This is a genomic window from Streptomyces sp. CA-251387 (assembly GCF_050936625.1).
Taxonomy (GTDB): domain Bacteria; phylum Actinomycetota; class Actinomycetes; order Streptomycetales; family Streptomycetaceae; genus Streptomyces.
The window spans coordinates 8,324,839-8,342,415 of the sequence record NZ_JBNJMJ010000001.1 but is presented as its reverse complement, the minus strand read 5'-3'; the positions used below and the strand labels follow the sequence as shown (position 1 = coordinate 8,342,415).

Genomic DNA, 17,577 nt, shown 5'->3' with positions numbered 1-17,577 from the left:
ACGAGGAGGACCTTTCGTAAGAGCGGCGGTGAGGGTCGGTCAGAGGACCTTGGACAGGAAGGCGCGGGTTCGCTCCTGGCGCGGGTTGTCCAGGACGGCCGCGGGCGGCCCTTGCTCGACGACGACTCCGGCGTCCATGAACACCACGGTGTCCGCGACCTCCCGGGCGAAGCCGATCTCGTGCGTCACGACGATCATGGTGGTCCCGGTGCCGGCCAAGTCCTTGATGACGTCGAGGACTTCACCGACCAGTTCCGGGTCCAGCGCGGAGGTGGGCTCGTCGAAGAGCAGCACCTTCGGCTCCAGGGCGAGGGCACGGGCGATGGCCACGCGCTGCTGCTGGCCGCCGGAGAGCTGCCGTGGGTAGGCGTCGGCCTTGCCCGCGAGGCCGACCCGTTCGAGGAGACGGCGGGCTGACTCCTCCGCCTCCTTGCGCGGGCGGCGCAGCGCGGAGACAGGGGCCTCGACGAGGTTCTCCAGCACGGTCAGGTGGGGGAAGAGGTTGAAGTTCTGGAAGACGAACCCGATGGCGGTCCGCTGTTTGAGGACCTCCCTCTCCTTCAGCTCGTGCAGCTTTCCGCCCGAGCGGCGGTAGCCGATGAGCTCGCCGTCGATGCCGACCCAGCCGCGATCGACCTTCTCCAGGTGGTTGATGGTCCGCAGCAGCGTCGACTTCCCCGAGCCGGACGGGCCGAGGATCACGGTGACTTCACCGGCGCGGACCTGCAGGTCGACGCCGCGCAGCACCTCCAGCGGGCCGAAGTTCTTGTGGACGCCACGGACGTCGACCATGACGTCACTCATGTTCGTGCTCGGGCGGGTTGATCCGCGACGTCTCGATCGCGGAGGCGGAGGTGCCCCACTTCTTCAGGATCCGGGCGTAGGTGCCGTCCTTGATCAGCTCGTTGACGGCGGCCTGAAAGGCCTTGGTGAGCGGGGAGCCCTTCTTGAAGGCGAAGCCGACGTCGAGGCGGTGGAACTCCCCGAGGAAGGCGGTCTGCGAGGCGGGCTGGGCCGCCTGGTAACGCAGACCGTTGATCGTCGACATGATCACGTCGATACGGCCCTGCTGGAGCGCGGTGAGCGTCGCAGCGTTCTCCGAGTAGACCTTCACGTCGTACGGCTTCTTGCCCGCCTCGGCGCACACGCCCTTCTGCGCGGTGAGGGTCGCCTCGAAGGTGGTGCCGGCGCCGGTGCCGATGGTGAGACCGCACAGCTGGGTGAGGTCGGTGATCTTCGACTTGAGGGCGGTGTTGCCCTTCTTCACCGCAAAACCCTGGCCGTCGTTGATGTAGGTGACGAAGTCGATGGTCTTGAGCCGCTCGCTGGTGACGCCGAAGTTGCCGGTGCCGACGTCGTACTTGCCGCTGCCGAGGGCGGGCAGGATCGTCTCGAAGGAGGCGTCCTGTCGCTCCAGTTGGACGCCGAGCACCTTGGCCACCGCGTCGGCGAGGTCGATGTCCTGCCCCGCGGGCGCCTTGTCGGTGCCGTTCGGGTAGTACGCCCCGGGCGGAAACCCGATCGAGCTGCCGACCCGCAGCGCGCCTGCCTTGCGGACGTCGGCGGGCAGCAGGGCGGCGACGGAGTCCACCTTGCGGACAGCGGCGACCGGGTCGTCGGTCGGCGCGGGTGAGGCCTGGGCGCCCGCGGGCGCGGTGCCGGCGGTGTCGCCGCTGCCGCAGGCCGTCAGCGTGAGCAGGGGCAGCGACATGAGGACGGCGGCGAGGCGCAGGCGTGGTCTGATGCGGGGGACGTTCACTCGGCGGCCCTTCCCGTGGGTGCTTCGGTGGTCAGGTGCTTCTCGAAGGGCAGCGGGCCGATGGTTTCCGGGTCGGCCGCCGTGTCGAACAGCGGCGTGTAGCCGGTGGCCAGGTACAGCCCGCGGGCCTCGGGCTGGCGTGGCCCCGTGGTGAGGTAGACGCGCCGGTAGCCTCGTGTCCCCGCCTCGCGCTCCAGCTCGGCGATGACGCGCCGGGCGAGGCCGCGCCGGCGGTGCGCGGAGTGCGTCCAGATCCGCTTCAGCTCGGCGGTGGTCGCGTCGTACCGGCGGAAGGCGCCGCCGGCCACGGGCTCGCCGCGTTCCAGCAGCAGGAGGAGCAGGCCGCCGTACGGTTCGGTGAACTCCTCGTCGGGGTAGCGGGAGATCTCGGCGTGCGCGTCCTTGCCGTAGCGCGTCGAGTACTCGTGCCCCAGTTCGCGCAGCAGGGGTCTCACCCGTGGATCGGACACGGGTACCTGAATAACCGTCAGTTCGGGGGCGGCGGTCATCCGTTCACCGCCGCCGGGGTCTGCGTGCCGCGGGCCGCGCGTGCGGCGTCGCGCTTGGCGACCTCCTCGCGGACGATCGGGATCACGTACCGGCCGAAGTCGATGGCGTCGTCGAGCAGGTCGTAGCCGCGCGCGGAGAGGATGTCGACGCCGAGGTCGTAGTAGTCGAGGAGCGCCTGGGCGACCGTCTCGGGGGTGCCGACCAGGGCGTTGGAGTTGCCCGCGCCACCGGTCGCAGCGGCGGTCGGGGTCCACAGGGCGCGGTCGTAGCGCTCCCCCGCCTCGGCGATGGCGAGCAGTCGCTGCGAGCCGGTGTTCTGTGGCTGGGCGTGGCCGTTGTGGCGCTTGGTGATGGCTTCGCCGCGCTCCTTGCGGGCCTTGATCGCGCCGACCGTGCGGTGGGCCTTCTCCCAGGCCAGCTCCTCGGTCGGGGCGATGATCGGGCGGAAGGCGACCTGGATGCGGGGCACGTCGGTGCGGCCCGCGGCCCGTGCGGCGGCCTTGACGTTCTCGATCTGCTCGGCCGTCTTCGCCAGGGGCTCGCCCCACAGGCAGTAGATGTCGGCCTCGGCGCCTCCGGCGGCGTACGCGGCGGGCGACGAGCCGCCGAACGAGACGCCGGGGCGCGGCTGTTGGACGGGGAAGACGTCGCTGACGAAGTCGTGGAAGCGGTAGTGCTCGCCCTCGTGGTCGAAGGGCTCGTGGGTGGTCCAGATCTTCTTGACGATCCGGATGTACTCGCGGGTGCGGGCGTAGCGCTCGTCCTTGGTGAGGGTGTCGCCCTCGCGGCCCTGCTCGTGGTCGTTGCCGCCGGTGATGAAGTGCACGGTCAGCCGGCCCTCGCTGATCCGGTCGAGGGTGGCGAAGGTCTTGGCGGCGAAGGTGGGGTACGAGACGTTGGGCCGGTGGGCGAGCAGGATCTGCAGGCGCTCCAGCCGGCTCGCGATGTACGCGGCGGCCGGTGCGGGGTCCGGCGACCCGGAGCCGTAGGCGAACAGCACCCGGTCCCAGCCGTGGTCCTCATGTGCCCGGGCGAGCCGGAGCGTGTACTCCTTGTCGAACGCGGCGCCGGAGCGCGGCGTGGTTTCGGAGCCGTCGTTGGTGGCGGCGATGCCGAGGAACTCCACGGGCATGGGAATGGCCTTTCGGGAATGCGACGCCGGGCATGACTGACTGCCCGGCGAGCAAGCACGGGTGGGGACCGTCAGGAAGGTGACGGGTGATGACGGGCGTGACGACGCCGGGCGTCGGAGGAGGCAATGCGGCGGCAGCGCGCGTGAAGAAGGAGCTCGGCCCGCGACGGGGTCACCGAGGGAGGGAAGGGCCGGTCAGACGGCCCGCTGCCGAGTCAGGCGCAACACGCGGCCGACCACACCCGACAGAAGTCGATGTGATCGCGCGAGACCAAGCGCTGCTGGGCATTCATGCGACTAATTGAGCAGTACATCGTCCTTTCCGTCAAGCATCGCCCGGATGCCGGACCGCCTGGACGAGCGCCTGCCGAGGCGCTGTTGACACATCGATGCGGTGGGCACATACGATCGACGACGGATCGGCTCCGCGATGCGCGGCAGCCTCTCCGGCCGCGTTGAGGGACGCGGCGAGCGTGACGACGCCGGGCCCCGGCCGCACCGTACCCGCGCAGTGTCCGAACTGCGCTCCGCCGCGCGTGCCACCGGGGTTCACCCACGCCTGCGATTCCCTCCCCCGGAGACCCTCCCCATGGTTACGCCGTCCGATGTCACGTCCTCCCCTGCCACGAAGACTCCGGAGCCACCCGACGCCACCGGCGCGGACCTGCCACGGATCGTGCCGCGCCGGCACGCGGGACGGTGGCTGACCGCCGCCGTCGCGCTGCTGCTCTTCGCGATGGTGGTCAACTCCGTCGTCCGCAACGACGCCTTCCAATGGACCGTGGTGGGCCGCTACTTCACCACCGCCGCCGTGCTCGACGGGCTGCTGCTCTCCCTGTGGCTGACGGCCGTGGTGATGGTGCTCGGCTTCCTGCTGGGCACGGTGCTCGCGGTGATGCGGCTCTCCGCCAACCCGGTGCTGCGCACGCTGAGTTGGGGCTATGTGTGGATCTTCCGGTCCACGCCGCTGCTGGTGCAGCTGCTGTTCTGGTTCAACATCGGCGCCCTCTACCCGACGCTGGGCCTCGGCATCCCGTTCGGCCCGCAGTTCATCACCGTCAAGACGGTCAACCTGCTCGGCCCCACCCTCACCGCCGTCATCGGCCTGACCCTGCACGAGACCGCCTACGCCGCCGAAGTGGTGCGCGGCGGCATCCTCTCCGTGGACTCCGGGCAGACCGAGGCCGCCCAGGCGCTGGGGTTGAGCAGACGCCGTACGCTGCGCCGGATCGTCGTCCCGCAGGCGATGCGCTCCATCGTGCCGACCGCCGGGAACATGCTGATCGGCACCCTCAAGGGCACCAGCATCGTCAGTGTGCTGGCCGTGCACGACCTGCTGTACTCGGTGCAGCTGATCTACAACCAGACCTACCAGGTCATCCCGCTGCTGATGGTCGCGACCCTGTGGTACATCGCGGTCACCACGGTGCTCGGCGCGGGCCAGTTCTACGTCGAGCGGTACTACGCGCGCGGCAACTCCCGGGCCCTGCCACCCACTCCGCTGCAGCGGCTGCGCGGCCGGATGACCGCCGTACGCCACCGGCTGAGCACGGCGACCGCTGCCGACGCCCGCCCGGTGATCGGCGGTGACCGGTGAGCGCCGACCCTGCCCCGGCCGTCCTGGTCGTCGTCGGCGCGGGACCGCGCGCCGCGGGCCTGCTGGAGCGCATCGCCGCCAACGCTCCCGAACTGTGGCGCGGGGGACGCCAGTTGCGCATCCACTTGGTCGATCCGCATCCGCCCGGCCCGGGTCGCGTCTGGCGGCACGAGCAGTCGGCGCTGCTGCGGATGAACTCCATGGCCGAGGACGTCACCATGTTCACCGACGAGTCGTCCACCATCGACGGCCCGGTACGGCCCGGGCCCTCACTGGCCGAGTGGGCGGCCCAGTTCTCCGGCCGGGGCCCGCGCCACACCCCGTACGCCGAGCCCGCCGACCCGGAGGTGCTCGCCGAACTGCGCTCGCTCGACGGGGCCGACTTCCCCAGCCGCCGTGCCCAGAGCGCCTACCTGGACTGGGTGTTCCGCAAGGCGCTGGCCGAGCTGCCGCCCTCGGTGACCGTCGAGTGGCACCGCACCACCGCGACCGCCGTCACCGGGCCCGCGGACGGCCCGCAGCAGGTGCACCTGGCCGACCGCGCCGCGCCGCTCACCGCCGACCTGGTGGTCCTCGCCCAGGGACACATCGGTTCCGCCCCCGTCGCCGAGCATCAGGATCACGCCGGCTTCGCGCGCCGGCACGGCCGCTTCCATCTGCCGCCGGAGTTCTCCGCCGACGCCGACCTGTCCGGGCTGCGGCCCGGCGAACACGTCCTCCTACGCGGCTTCGGGCTGGCCTTCGTCGACCTGATGACGCTGCTCACCGAGGGCCGGGGCGGCGCCTTCCGCACCGAGGCCGACGGCACCCTCACCTACCTGCCGTCCGGCCGCGAGCCCGTCCTGCACGTCGGATCGCGGCGGGGAGTGCCGTACCACTCCAAGACCCGCTACCGCCTCCAGGGCCCCGGCCCCCGTTGCCGCGCCACTTCGGCCCCGAGGCGGTCGACGTACTGATCGCCGAGGGCCGCCCGCTGGATCTGCGGCGCGATGTGTGGCCGCTGATGGCCAAGGAGATCGGTTTCGGCCACTACCACGAGCTCTTCCACGCCCACCCCGAGCGCACCGCCCGCCCCTGGTCGGAGTTCGTCGCCGCTTACGACCGCCTGGACTGGTACGACGACGAGATGACCGCCCTCGTCGCCGCGGCCGTGCCCGACCCGGCGGACCGCCTGGACTTCGAGACGCTGGACCACCCCTTGGACGGCCTCGCGTTCCCGACGCCGCGGGCCTTCCAGGACCACCTGCGCGACCACATCGCCCGGGACGTCGCCCGCCGCGAGGACCCGGAGTTCAGCGCCGACCTCGGGGCGTTCCTCGCCCTGCTCTCCGTCTACGGTCAGTTGCCGCGCCTGGTGGCCGCGGGACGGCTGACCGCACGGTCCGTCGCCGAGCAGCTCGACGGCTGGTGGCACGGATTCTTCAGCTTCCTGGCCTCCGGCCCGCCCGGCTTCCGCCTGCGCCAGCTCCTCGCCCTCTCCCGGGCCGGCGTCGTCCGCTTCGTGGGCGCCTGCCTGCGCATCGGCACCGACGAGACGACCGGTACCTTCACCGCGACCAGCCCCACCGTCCCCGGTCACACCGTCCACGCCACCGCACTGATCGAGGCGTATCTCCCCCGCCCCTCCCTCGACCGCACCGAGGACCCTCTCCTGCGGGACCTGCACGGAGCCGGCGCGCTCACCGAAGAGGTCATCGCCGACCCCACCCACACCCACCGCTCCGGCCTGCTCGTCGTCTCCCCCGCGGACGGCCACGTCGTCGACCCGTCCCTCGGCGGCCCGCACCCCCGCCGCATCGCCCTCGGCGCCCCCACCAACAGCCGGGCCGTGGCCGCCTTCGCCCGCCCGCGCACCGACGCCCCCGCCTTCCGCCAGAACGACGCGGTGGCCCGGGCGCTGCTGCGGGCCCTGACCTCGCATGTCCCAATTGACGAGATGGCTGCGTCCACGATGTGAACAACCCCTTGGGGGAGACGCAAGCTTCTGCCACGATCCCCATCAACCAGGTAGGAAAACTAGGAATCTGTGGGGTGGGGTCGTCATGCGCACGCGCAACAGCACGCACCTTTTGCTCCCCCTCCTGACCTCGCGCCGCCACATCGACTTCGGCCGTACGTCCAGCGCCATCTGTCGGCTCGTCTGAGACTCCCCGCGCACCCGGCACGAACCCCCCACACCGCTGCGCCCCCTGCCGTCCCACCGGGACGGCGGGCGAGTGGTGTGCCGGTGTGCATCGACAAGCTCCGCGCCTGTCCTGCTGTACCTCCCTGAACGCCCTTCCCCTGAGAGGACACCTCTGTGTCTGCCGCAAGACCGCTCACCACCCTGCGCACCGTCGCCGTCCTCGCGGCGCTCCCCCTGCTGCTGACCGCCTGCGGCTACGGCGCCGAGTCCACCGACGACGGCAAGCAGGCCGAGGTTGCGGCGGACGCCAAGAAGTTCTCCGCCGACGAGGTGAAGATCGGCTACTTCCCCAACCTCACGCACGCCACCGCACTGGTGGGCATCCAGGAGGGCCTGTTCCAGAAGGAGCTCGGCGGCACCAAGATCAAGCCGTCGACCTTCAACGCCGGTCCCTCGGAGATCGAGGCGCTGAACTCCGGCTCCATCGACATCGGCTGGATCGGCCCCTCGCCCGCCATCAACGGCTACACCAAGGCGGCCGGGAAGAACCTGCGCATCATCTCCGGTTCGGCCTCGGGCGGGGTGAAGCTCGTCGTCAACCCGGAGAAGATCAAGTCCCTGAAGGACGTCAAGGGCAAGAAGATCGCCACACCGCAGCTCGGCAACACCCAGGACGTCGCGCTGCTCAACTGGATCTCCGAGCAGGGCTGGAAGGTCGACGCGGAGAGCGGCAAGGGCGATGTCTCCGTGGTCCGCACCGACAACAAGATCACGCCGGACGCCTACAAGTCCGGCTCGATCGACGGTGCCTGGGTACCGGAGCCGACCGCTTCCAAGCTGGTCGCCGAGGGCGGCAAGGTGCTCCTCGACGAGGCCGACCTGTGGCCCGACAAGAAGTTCGTGATCACGAACATCATCGTGTCGCAGAGCTTCCTGAAGGACCACCCGGACGTCGTCGAGGCCGTGCTGCGCGGTTCGGTGAAGACCAACGAGTGGATCAACGCCAACCCGGACAAGGCCAAGGCCTCGGCCAACGCGGCGCTGAAGGCGGAGTCCGGCAAGGCGCTGCCCGCCGAGGTCATCGACCCGGCCTGGAAGTCGGTCACCTTCCTGGACGACCCGCTGGCCGCCACCCTCGACACCGAGGCGCAGCACGCGGTCAAGGCCGGTCTGCTGGAGAAGCCCGACCTGAAGGGCATCTACGACCTCGCCCCGCTCAACAAGGTCCTCAGGGCCGAGGGCAAGGACGAGGTCGACGACGCCGGTCTCGGCGTGAAGTAACGAGTCACCGCACCCGACGAGCCCCCAGGAGATGACGACCATGGCCACGACAACGGCCACGACCGCCAAGGTCGCGCAGGACGCTCCGGCGGTGACGTACGCCGCCCGGATCGAGCACGTCTCGAAGTCCTTCCCGGCACCGGGCACGCCCGGCGGGCAGCAGCTCGTGCTGGACGACATCACGCTCGATGTCGCACCCGGCGAGTTCGTCACCCTCCTGGGGGCCTCCGGCTGCGGCAAGTCCACGCTGCTCAACCTGGTCGCGGGCCTCGACCTGCCGTCCGCCGGCTCGATCGGCACGGACGGCCGGCCCGCCCTGATGTTCCAGGAACACGCGCTGTTCCCGTGGCTGACCGCGGGCAAGAACGTCGAACTCGCCCTGAAACTCAGGGGGGTCGCCAAGGCCGAGCGGCGCCAGGAGGCGGAACGGCTGCTGGACCTCGTACGGCTGCAGGGCGCGTACGGCAAGCGGGTGCACGAACTGTCGGGCGGTATGCGGCAGCGCGTCGCCCTGGCCCGGGCCCTCGCCCAGGACAGCCGGCTGCTGCTGATGGACGAGCCGTTCGCCGCGCTGGACGCGATCACCCGGGACGTCCTGCACGACGAACTGACCCGTATCTGGCGGGAGACGGGGCTGTCGGTGCTGTTCGTGACGCACAACGTGCGCGAGGCGGTGCGGCTCGCCCAGCGCGTCGTCCTGCTGTCCTCGCGCCCGGGCCGTATCGCCCGCCAGTGGACGGTCGGCCTGCCGCATCCGCGTCGCCTCGAGGACACCGCGGTCGCCGAGTTGTCCGTCGAGATCACCGAAGTACTGCGTGGGGAGATCCGCCGCCATGGCCAGCACTGACAACCCCGTCGGCACCAAGGCCGTCGACATCAAGAAGGACAGCGCCGAGGATCTGGCGGGACTGGAGGCGGGGCTCGACGCACTGGACTCGGTCCAGGTCGGCCGTACGCCGCTGCGCGAGACCCTGATCCGCAAGGTGCTGCCGCCCGTCACCGCCGTCGCGCTGGTGCTGGTGGTCTGGCAGCTGCTGGTGTGGGCCGAGGTCGCGCCCGCCTACAAGCTGGCCTCGCCGTCCGACGTGTGGGGCGAGGTGCGCGAGGCGTGGCTCCAGGGAACGCTCCTCGACTACATCTGGACGTCCGTCTCACGCGGTCTGCTCGGCTTCCTGCTGGCGCTCGCCATCGGCACGCCGCTCGGCCTGCTGGTCGCCCGGGTGGGGTTCGTCCGGGCGGCCATCGGCCCCATCCTGTCCGGTCTGCAGTCGCTGCCGTCGGTGGCCTGGGTGCCGCCCGCCGTGATCTGGCTGGGCCTGAACGACTCGATGATGTACGCCGTGATCCTGCTCGGCGCGGTCCCGTCCATCGCCAACGGCCTGGTCGCGGGCATCGACCAGATCCCGCCGCTGTTCCTGCGCGCCGGACGCACCCTGGGCGCGACCGGGCTGCGCGAGGCCTGGCACATCGTGATGCCGGGGGCGCTGCCCGGCTATCTGGCGGGCCTGAAGCAGGGCTGGGCCTTCTCCTGGCGCTCGCTGATGGCCGCCGAGATCATCGCCTCCTCGCCCGATCTCGGCGTCGGGCTCGGCCAGTTGCTGGAGAACGGCCGCAACAACAGCAGCATGCCGCAGGTGTTCCTGGCCATCTTCCTCATCCTGCTCGTCGGGATCGCCATCGACCTGCTGATCTTCAGCCCGCTGGAGCGGCGGGTGCTGCGGGGGCGGGGGCTGCTGGTCACTCGCTGAACGGCCGCGGACCGGACCACCTGGGCCGGGCCCCTCACGAGCGCATCGGCGGCTGGATCCAGCCCAGGGACCGCTCGACGGCCCGCTTCCAGCATGCGTACTCCCAGTCCCGCCGTTCGGGATCCATGTCCGGCAGCCATTGCGCGGCCCGGTGCCAGTTGCGCCGCAGGACCTGCAGATCCGGCCAGTAGCCGGCCGCGAGTCCGGCGGCGTAGGCGGCGCCCAGCGACACCGTCTCGTGGACGAGGGGCCGTACCACGGGCACGTCGAGCACGTCGGCCAGGATCTGCATGAGGAGGTGGTCCGACGTCATGCCTCCGTCCACCTTGAGCTGTTTCAGGGCCAGCGCCGAGTCGGCGTTCATGGCGTCGACGACCTCCCTGGTCTGCCAACCGGTGGCCTCCAGGACGGCGCGGGCCAGGTGGCCCTTGGTGATGTACGACGTCAGGCCGACGATCACACCGCGCGCGTCACTGCGCCAGTGCGGTGCGAACAGTCCGGAGAAGGCGGGGACGATGTAGCAGCCGCCGTTGTCCTCCACGGTGCGCGCCAGCGTCTCGATCTCGGGGGCGCTGTGGATCAGGCCCAGCCGGTCGCGGAACCACTGCACCAGCGAGCCGGTGACGGCGATCGGGCCTTCCAGCGCGTAGACCGTGGGCTGATCCGCGATCTTGTACGCGACCGTGGTGAGGAGCCCGTGCTGGGATCGTACGAGGTCGGTGCCGGTGTTCATCACCAGGAAGCTGCCGGTGCCGTAGGTGCACTTCGCCTCGCCCGGCGAGAAGCAGGTCTGTCCGAACAGGGCCGCCTGCTGGTCGCCTAGGGCCGCCGTGATGCGCACGCCGGGGAGGAGGGAGCGGGCCTCGCCGTAGGTCTCGGCCGAGGAACGGATCTCCGGCAGCATCGGGCGCGGCACCCCGAAGAAGTCCATCAGCGCCTCGTCCCAGGTCAGCGTCCGGATGTCCATGAGCATGGTGCGGCTGGCGTTGGTGGCGTCGGTGATGTGCAGGCCGCCGTCCGTGCCGCCGGTGAGGTTCCAGATCAGCCAGCTCTCCATCGTGCCGAAGAGCACCTCGCCGTCCTGGGCGCGTCGCTGCAGCCCGTCGACGTTGTCGAACAGCCAGCGCAGGCGTGGGGCCGAGAAGTAGGTCGACGGAGGGAGGCAGCAGTGTTCGAGGAAGAACTCGTCTCCCGGGTCCTGCCTCAGTTCCTCGACGAGCGGCGCGGTACGCGTGTCCTGCCAGACGATCGCACGGCTCAGGGGGACGCCCGTGCGGGGATCCCAGAGCACCGATGTCTCGCGCTGGTTGGCGATCCCGATGGCGGAGATCTGCTCGGCGTCGATGCCCGCGTTGGAGAGCGCCTCGGGTACGACACGCTGGAGGTTGCGCCAGATCTCGACGGCGTCGTGCTCGACCCAGCCGGGCCGGGGGAAGTACTGCTGGTGCTCCCGCTGGGCGACCGCCGCCAGCCGCCCGCCGTGGTCGAACAGGATGCATCGGGTGGAGGTGGTGCCCTGGTCGATGGACATCACATACCGGTCAACCATGATCGACCCTGCCTTCCGATGTGTCGCGGAGGTGCCGGTGGCCTACCAGCGGGCCGCGCCCAGGTCTCTGGAGATCGCGCGTGCCGCCTCGCGCAGCACGGTGATCAGGGCCGGTTGCGGCCGGCCTTTGGTGTCGCAGATCCGCTCGACGGCGCCGGACACTCCGATCGCGCCCACCACGAGACCGCCCTGGCCCCGGATCGGCGCGGCGATGCCGGCTTCGCCCATGCTCATCTCCTGCACCTCGGCGCCCCAGCCGAGCTCCCGTATCTCGCCGAGCGCACGGGTGAGCTGCTCCGGGTGGACCAGGGTGTGCCGGGTGTACGCCTCCGGTTCGTCCTCCAGCAGGGGGTCGACGGGCGTGGCCCCGAAGGCCAGCAGGACCTTGCCGAGCGAGGAGGCGTGCAACGGCAGCAGCGCGCCGACGTCCAGGGTCTGGAGGGTGTCGTCGGGCCGGAAGACGTGGTGGATGACGAGCACGCTGCCCTCCAGGGGGGTGCCCAGGCGGACGGCCTCCCCGCTGCGGGCGGCCAGGGCGTCGGCCCAGTTGATGGAGCGGGACCGCAGTTCGTTGACGTCGAGGTAACTGGTGCCGAGGTGCAGCAGGGCCGCCCCAAGCTGGTATTTCCCGGTCGCCGGGTCCTGCTCCACGAAGTCGACGTGTTGCAGCGTGCGCAGGATTCCATGGGCGGTGCCCTTGGCCAGCCCCAGCGACGACGCCACCTCTCCCAGCCCCAGCCGACGGGATCCACTGGCGAGCAGGCGCAGGATCGCCGCCGCCCGCTCTATGGACTGGACCGGACCGGCCATGAAGCGATGGTAATCCGGCTTTTCCCGACATGGGACTGTCGTTCGGTAATGCCGACCCATGTTCGTTGACCGCTCACATGTCGGTCTTTAGCGTTCTTCACGTCGGCCTGCGACCGGCGGGACTTCCCTGAGGAGGAGGACACATGATGACAGCGCAGCTCGACGCCGCGCCTCGCGGGGAAGTCGAACACGTCTTTGCGCTGCCGCACACTCCGGGAGCCGTCTCGGGCCTGCGTCGACGCATACGGGCGGTCCTCGCCGACTGGCACCTGGCCACGGACATCGCCGAAGACGTACTGCTGGTCGCCTCGGAGCTGCTCACCAACGCCGTCGTCCACGCCCTGCCCCCGGCGACACTGACCCTCTCGCGGAGCCATACGGAGACCTGCAGGGCCGTACGCGTCGAAGTGACCGACATGGGGCCCGCGGCCCCGGCAGGCGTCCCGACTGCCACTCCCGACCCGGACGAGCACGGCCGGGGGCTCAGCATCGTCGCGACGCTGGCGGCCCGGTGCGGCATACATGTCCACTCCGGCGGGACCAGCCGGTGGGCGGAGCTGCGGTTCGGCCAGGGCTGACCTCACGTACGCGTCCACCCCGGGGTGCCACAGATCGCGAAACGGCGCGTGTCACAAGCAGATCTCCTGCGCTGTCCGTTCTGGTACATCGGACGACGTGGCCGCGGCCGTCGGACGCACCGCGGTCGGCGCCCCGGTCAGCGGCGTGGTCGAGGTCGCCGGCCCCGAGGCGTTCCGGCTCGACGAGCTGATCCGCAAGGCGCTCGCCACCGAAAACGATCCCCGCACGGTCGTCGCCGACCCGGAAGCCCGGTACTGGGGTGCCGAGCTGCACGAGACCACGCTCCTGCCGGGTCCGGACGCAGACCTGGCCGAGAGCCGGTTCGCCGACTGGCTCGCGCAGCCGAAGTAGGCGCTTCGGACGGCCCTAGGGAGTTCGCCGCCGCACACCCCGACGTGACCTGGCGAATCGAAACGCGCATCCCGCACGCCACAGCGTGAACGCTGATCAGATGCCCTCCAAGAGCGCGTGCTGGGGCCCCGTCCCGGGACCGGTCCCGGGCGATGGTCGATAGCTTCCTCGGATGGGCGACGAACTGGGCACACTGGTACAGCGATACGAGAGCGACAACGGCCGCCGCGGGCGCAATGCCTTGACGCTGCTCCTGCCGGGCTTTGTCGGCATCCTGCTTGGCGTGGTGCTTGCGATACCGGCGTACAAGAGCTCGGTCACCGGCGACGACTTCGTGCCGAGCGTCGTACTCGGCTGCGGCTTCGGGGCAGTGCTCATGGGGTGCTGGTGTGCCTGGCTGTTCCTGACGCGCTCCGATGAGGCGTTCGAGCTGTACGTGGACGGTCTGGTCCACGCCTACCGGGGCAAGCGCCGTGTCGTCAGGTGGGAGGACGTTGCGGACCTCGTCGACAACGGCAAGGACACCGCGCTTGGCCGCGCGTTCGGTGGGGACGTGAATCTTCGGCTGAAGCTCGCTCACGGTAAGCCAGTGGTTATCACCGGCATCGTCGACCGAGCCGCGCACCTCACGATGGCCGTTCGCGAGGCGATCGAGAAGGGCAACCGATCAGAACCGGCCTGAACCGTGCCATGGTGCGGACCGCCGGCGCTGCGCAGGGCCGTTACCGGTTTCCTCGTCGCGCGGCGAGGAAGAGGACGATACCGAGGGTGCCGACGCCCACCCCGCTGTCGCGGGTACGCATGCACCACTGACCGGGACTCATCGGGCTGCCGTCGCATTCAACGGCGTCGCCGTTCACGACGGCCTCGGCGTTGATGAAGAACATGGCCATGCCGATGCTGACCAGAGCCATGGCCAGGATCCCGATCCACGGCCGCCTTGAGCTGCGCATGGCAGAGGACCCTATCCGCCGGCCCGACGGCAGTGAGTGAGAAATGGTGAGACGGGCGCTTGGAAACGATCAAGGGCCTCGTCTCACATGATGTGATCCAAGGCCCTGACCTGCGACAACTAGTCGTCCAGCTGTCGGGACGACAGGATTTGAACCTGCGACCCCTTGACCCCCAGTCAAGTGCGCTACCAAGCTGCGCCACGTCCCGGTGCGTCCCGCGCGGTGAAGCGCGTGATCACGCAGATAAACCCTACCTCATCCGCGCAGCCGGTCCGGAATGTCGCCGTCTTGGCGCCGGCAGCAGCACCGGCGCCCGGACGAGCAGCGGATCAGCCGGGCACCGGATGCTGACCCCGGCCGGCACCGGCGAACGCGTCGCACGCCGCACGGGAGAAGCCTTGCGCCTCACCTGTTCCGCAACACCGGCTCCCGTCCACCGCACACCCACTCGGTGTATTCGTCGGGACATGTGACCGCCCGTACGTTCACGGACACCGGCACGACCGTCGAGCACTTGTCGGCCGAGGACCTGACGGGCTGGCTCGTCGCGGCCTTCCGCATCCCGGTCCGGCCCGCCAGCCCCGCCGTCAGCACAACCACCGCCACCACCGCCCACCACGGCAGACCCGCCGTGGCCATGTACCCGACAACAGCCATCACCGCGAGAAGCGCCGGCACTCTGGACCCCCTTTGTCTCCCCTGCCCCGGCAGCATCACGGGACCCCCGCTACGCACTGGGCATATGCCGTCACAATACGTGAGACCGTCGTACGTAGCACCTCAGCTCATCAGCCGATATGTGTGTGCCGTCATCAGTCCATATGCCTGGCGCCGCCCACCGCACACCCTGCGGTGAACGGCATCCGCCCTGTTCGTCGTCCCGATCGATGAGCGCCGATCAGCTCCTGGCCGACGTCACTGCGCGTCACCCGCCGCGAGCCCCGCAGCGCGGCGACGCCGATGAACACCAGTCGCAGTCGGCAACAGACCGCCGAGGCCGACGCCGGCGAGGGTGCGGCCGGCTCCTGCGTCCAAACTCAGGCGACCGGCTCAGGCAACCGGTGGCGTCCCGTGCGTGTGGAACGACTCGATGGTCTTCAGCCCCCAGGCCTGCCCCTTGGCCCGCTCGGCCTCGGTCCAGGTGATCAGCGGCCAGTCCGGGGCCAGCACCAGTCGCGCCAGCGGGTTGCACAGCTCGATGCGGTTGCCGCCGGGCTCGTAGACGTACAGGAAGAACGTCTGCTGGATGGCGTGCTTGTGCGGGCCCGTCTCGATGAACACGCCCGTGTCGATGGCGAGGTCGGCGGCGCGCAGGATCTCCTCGCGGGTGTCGGTCGCGAAGGCGATGTGGTGCAGCCGACCGGTCGAGCCGGTCCAGTCGGAGGTGTAGACGACGTCGTACGACTTGCTGGTGAAGGTCAGCCAACGGGCCGCGATCTTCCCGGAGTCGAGCTGGATCTGCTCGGTGGGCCGTGCCCCCAGCACCCGCTCCTGGAACTCGGCGTTGGCGAGCACGTCGGCGGCCAGGAAGTTGACGTGGTCCAGGCGCCGCACTCCCACGCCCCGGTTGGGTTTGGCCTGCGGCTGGTTCTTCAACGCGGGCCGCTGTGGCGCCTGGTAGTACTCGCTCTCCCAGTACAGGGCGTGTTCGTGCCCGTCCGGGTCGGTGGTGAGGCAGAGCTTGCCGATGCCGGGCTCGTCCTCGACCCACTTTCCGGAGCCGCCCGCCTCCTCGATCGCCTTGATACGTCGGTGCAGTGCCTCCTCGCTGGACGTGCGCACGGCGAGCCGGCCGAGGCCCGGCTGCTCGCGGGTGGTGAGGACCAGGCTGTGGTGCTCGTAGTCGTCGAAGGTCCGCAAGTAGACCGTGTCGCCGTCCTGGCCGTTGCCAGTGAGACCCAGGTAGTCGGTGAAGAAGGCGACACTGGCGTCCAGGTCGGGGGTGAACAGCTGGGCGTGGCCGAGGTGGGCGATGTCGCCGAGCGGCGGGGTCATCGGTGGCCTCCAAGGGGTCGTGCGGGGATGGGGGCCGTCTCGGCGGACCTCGGGAACACGGCGCCGTCGAAGATCTTGCGAGCGGTGCGGACCACGGCGGTACGGCGGGCGCGGGGCAGCCCGTCGGAGTCGGTGCCGAGGGTGTTCTCGATGTCCAGGAATCCCGTGGGATGTTCGATGCGGACGCGATCGCCCTCGGCAGGCAGTTCCGCGAGTTCCGCGCCGACACCGCCCTCGACGCGCAGCCCTGCGGCCACACTGGCCGCGCCGAGCACGCCGATGGACGTATGGCAGCGCACGGGAATGAAGGTGCGGGTGGTGATCGCGCCGCCGTGGCGGGGCGGGGCGAGCAGGGTGAGCTTGGGGACGGTCGTGTCCGACACGGCCCCGAGGCCCATCAACTCGCCTGCCCGGCACCGGATTTCCTGCAGCCGGTCGGCGAGGGCCAGGTCCTCCTCCAGATCCTTGGGCGTCTCATGGCCGGTGACCTTCAGGGAGGTCGCGGGGATGAGCACGGTCGGCATGCCGTTGTCCACGCAGGTCACCGGGACGCCGTCGATGACGTCACGGACGTTGCCCGTGGGCAGCAGTTTCCCCGTACCGGGCGGGAATTCGACGACCACGGGGGCCGCCGTGCCGGGCACGCCCGAGATCTCGGCGTCGCCCGTGTAGTCGACCCGTCCGCCCGGGGTGGGGAAGGTGGCCGTGGCGAGGTCGCCGGAGTTGACCAGGCGGATCCGGACGGAGGTCCGCTCCTCGCCCGCCGGTACCAGCCCGCGCTCGACGGCGAACGGGCCAATACCGGCGAGGATGTTGCCGCAGTTCTGACGGTCGGCCACTTCCGGTCGGTCGACGATCACTTGGAGGAAGAGGTAGTCGACGTCGGCCCTCGGGTCGGTCGACGGTGACACCACCGCCACCTTGCTGGTGAGGGGGTGCGCGCCGCCGAGCCCGTCGATCTGCCGTTCGTCGGGGCTGCCCATGATCCGCAGCAGCAGGTCGTCGCGAGCGGTGTGGTCGGCGGGCAGGTCGTCGGCCCCGATGTGCGCGACCACGAGCCCGGCTGCGGACACCTCCGCGTATTCGGCCGTGTGGTGACGCAGGACAGCGCCGGCCTGCGCGCCCTGCCGGGGCTCGACCGTCCAGCGCAGCTCGTGGAAGAAGAACCAGTCGTCGAAGTGCCGGTGG

17 protein-coding genes, 1 tRNA gene and 2 pseudogenes are annotated in these 17,577 nt (G+C 70.3%); 9 read left to right on the top strand and 11 right to left on the bottom strand.

Annotation, left to right across the window (positions count from 1 at the left end; translation table 11 throughout):
• Nucleotides 1-39: 39 nt before the first annotated feature.
• The 4 genes from ACQEV2_RS37065 to ACQEV2_RS37050 are packed head-to-tail and all read right to left on the bottom strand — an operon-like array spanning nucleotide 40 to nucleotide 3,401.
• Entirely contained in the window at nucleotides 40-804 is a 765-nt protein-coding gene (locus ACQEV2_RS37065; RefSeq protein WP_433051884.1) for an amino acid ABC transporter ATP-binding protein, read from the bottom strand.
• Nucleotides 797-1,759: an ABC transporter substrate-binding protein gene (locus tag ACQEV2_RS37060; protein ID WP_433051881.1), complete on the bottom strand. Its 963-nt coding sequence runs from the start codon at nucleotides 1,757-1,759 to the stop codon at nucleotides 797-799. Before ACQEV2_RS37060 ends, ACQEV2_RS37065 begins: the two co-directional genes overlap by 8 nt.
• Nucleotides 1,756-2,268: a GNAT family N-acetyltransferase gene (locus ACQEV2_RS37055; RefSeq protein ID WP_433051878.1), complete on the bottom strand. Its 513-nt coding sequence runs from the start codon at nucleotides 2,266-2,268 to the stop codon at nucleotides 1,756-1,758. The genes ACQEV2_RS37060 and ACQEV2_RS37055 overlap by 4 nt, the downstream gene beginning before the upstream one ends.
• Nucleotides 2,265-3,401, bottom strand: coding sequence for an LLM class flavin-dependent oxidoreductase (locus tag ACQEV2_RS37050; protein WP_433051875.1), 1,137 nt, complete (start codon nucleotides 3,399-3,401; stop codon nucleotides 2,265-2,267). Before ACQEV2_RS37050 ends, ACQEV2_RS37055 begins: the two co-directional genes overlap by 4 nt.
• A 589-nt stretch (nucleotides 3,402-3,990) precedes the next feature.
• Here ACQEV2_RS37050 and ACQEV2_RS37045 point away from each other — a divergent pair.
• The 6 genes and pseudogenes from ACQEV2_RS37045 (at nucleotide 3,991) to ACQEV2_RS37020 (ending at nucleotide 10,152) form a co-directional block, all read left to right on the top strand.
• A complete protein-coding gene (locus ACQEV2_RS37045) occupies nucleotides 3,991-4,998 on the top strand; it encodes an amino acid ABC transporter permease (protein WP_433051872.1) in 1,008 nt (335 codons plus the stop codon).
• Nucleotides 4,995-6,955, top strand: a pseudogene (locus ACQEV2_RS37040) (FAD/NAD(P)-binding protein). The gene ACQEV2_RS37045 and the pseudogene ACQEV2_RS37040 overlap by 4 nt, the downstream one beginning before the upstream one ends.
• 85 nt (nucleotides 6,956-7,040) lie before the next feature.
• A complete protein-coding gene (locus ACQEV2_RS37035) occupies nucleotides 7,041-7,142 on the top strand; it encodes a putative leader peptide (RefSeq protein ID WP_433051869.1) in 102 nt (33 codons plus the stop codon).
• 155 nt (nucleotides 7,143-7,297) lie between these two features.
• On the top strand, nucleotides 7,298-8,404 hold the full coding sequence (locus tag ACQEV2_RS37030) for an ABC transporter substrate-binding protein (RefSeq protein ID WP_433051866.1): 1,107 nt from the start codon (nucleotides 7,298-7,300) through the stop codon (nucleotides 8,402-8,404).
• 31 nt (nucleotides 8,405-8,435) lie between these two features.
• Nucleotides 8,436-9,251, top strand: a complete 816-nt coding sequence (locus tag ACQEV2_RS37025) for an ABC transporter ATP-binding protein (protein WP_433051863.1) — start codon at nucleotides 8,436-8,438, stop codon at nucleotides 9,249-9,251.
• The gene (locus tag ACQEV2_RS37020; RefSeq protein WP_433051860.1) at nucleotides 9,238-10,152 is read left to right on the top strand and encodes an ABC transporter permease; all 915 of its coding nucleotides are present in this window, start codon (nucleotides 9,238-9,240) and stop codon (nucleotides 10,150-10,152) included. Before ACQEV2_RS37025 ends, ACQEV2_RS37020 begins: the two co-directional genes overlap by 14 nt.
• A 34-nt stretch (nucleotides 10,153-10,186) precedes the next feature.
• Here ACQEV2_RS37020 and glpK read toward each other — a convergent pair whose 3' ends face one another.
• Both glpK and ACQEV2_RS37010 read right to left on the bottom strand, forming a co-directional pair.
• A complete protein-coding gene (gene glpK, locus ACQEV2_RS37015) occupies nucleotides 10,187-11,701 on the bottom strand; it encodes a glycerol kinase GlpK (protein WP_433051857.1) in 1,515 nt (504 codons plus the stop codon).
• A 42-nt stretch (nucleotides 11,702-11,743) separates the two neighbouring features.
• Entirely contained in the window at nucleotides 11,744-12,511 is a 768-nt protein-coding gene (locus tag ACQEV2_RS37010) for an IclR family transcriptional regulator (protein WP_433051854.1), read from the bottom strand.
• 143 nt (nucleotides 12,512-12,654) lie between these two features.
• Here ACQEV2_RS37010 and ACQEV2_RS37005 point away from each other — a divergent pair, with 143 nt between their 5' ends.
• From ACQEV2_RS37005 to ACQEV2_RS36995, 3 genes and pseudogenes are all read left to right on the top strand, one after another.
• Nucleotides 12,655-13,089 (top strand): ATP-binding protein, encoded by a 435-nt coding sequence (locus ACQEV2_RS37005; RefSeq protein ID WP_433051851.1) that lies wholly within the window; start codon nucleotides 12,655-12,657, stop codon nucleotides 13,087-13,089.
• A gap of 88 nt (nucleotides 13,090-13,177) precedes the next feature.
• Nucleotides 13,178-13,441, top strand: a pseudogene (locus tag ACQEV2_RS37000) (NmrA family transcriptional regulator); the annotation flags it as partial.
• A 172-nt stretch (nucleotides 13,442-13,613) separates the two neighbouring features.
• Nucleotides 13,614-14,123, top strand: a complete 510-nt coding sequence (locus ACQEV2_RS36995; RefSeq protein ID WP_433051848.1) for a hypothetical protein — start codon at nucleotides 13,614-13,616, stop codon at nucleotides 14,121-14,123.
• 40 nt (nucleotides 14,124-14,163) lie between these two features.
• Here ACQEV2_RS36995 and ACQEV2_RS36990 read toward each other — a convergent pair whose 3' ends face one another.
• From ACQEV2_RS36990 to ACQEV2_RS36970, 5 genes are all read right to left on the bottom strand, one after another.
• Nucleotides 14,164-14,394 (bottom strand): hypothetical protein, encoded by a 231-nt coding sequence (locus tag ACQEV2_RS36990; protein ID WP_433051845.1) that lies wholly within the window; start codon nucleotides 14,392-14,394, stop codon nucleotides 14,164-14,166.
• Between the two features lie 134 nt (nucleotides 14,395-14,528).
• Nucleotides 14,529-14,602, bottom strand: a tRNA-Pro gene (locus ACQEV2_RS36985).
• Nucleotides 14,603-14,799: 197 nt separating this feature from the next.
• Entirely contained in the window at nucleotides 14,800-15,072 is a 273-nt protein-coding gene (locus tag ACQEV2_RS36980) for a hypothetical protein (protein WP_433051842.1), read from the bottom strand.
• Nucleotides 15,073-15,444: 372 nt separating this feature from the next.
• Nucleotides 15,445-16,389, bottom strand: coding sequence for a VOC family protein (locus tag ACQEV2_RS36975; RefSeq protein WP_433051839.1), 945 nt, complete (start codon nucleotides 16,387-16,389; stop codon nucleotides 15,445-15,447).
• The gene (locus tag ACQEV2_RS36970) at nucleotides 16,386-17,492 is read right to left on the bottom strand and encodes a 4-oxalomesaconate tautomerase (protein WP_433055070.1); all 1,107 of its coding nucleotides are present in this window, start codon (nucleotides 17,490-17,492) and stop codon (nucleotides 16,386-16,388) included. Before ACQEV2_RS36970 ends, ACQEV2_RS36975 begins: the two co-directional genes overlap by 4 nt.
• Between the last annotated feature and the right edge of the window lie 85 nt (nucleotides 17,493-17,577).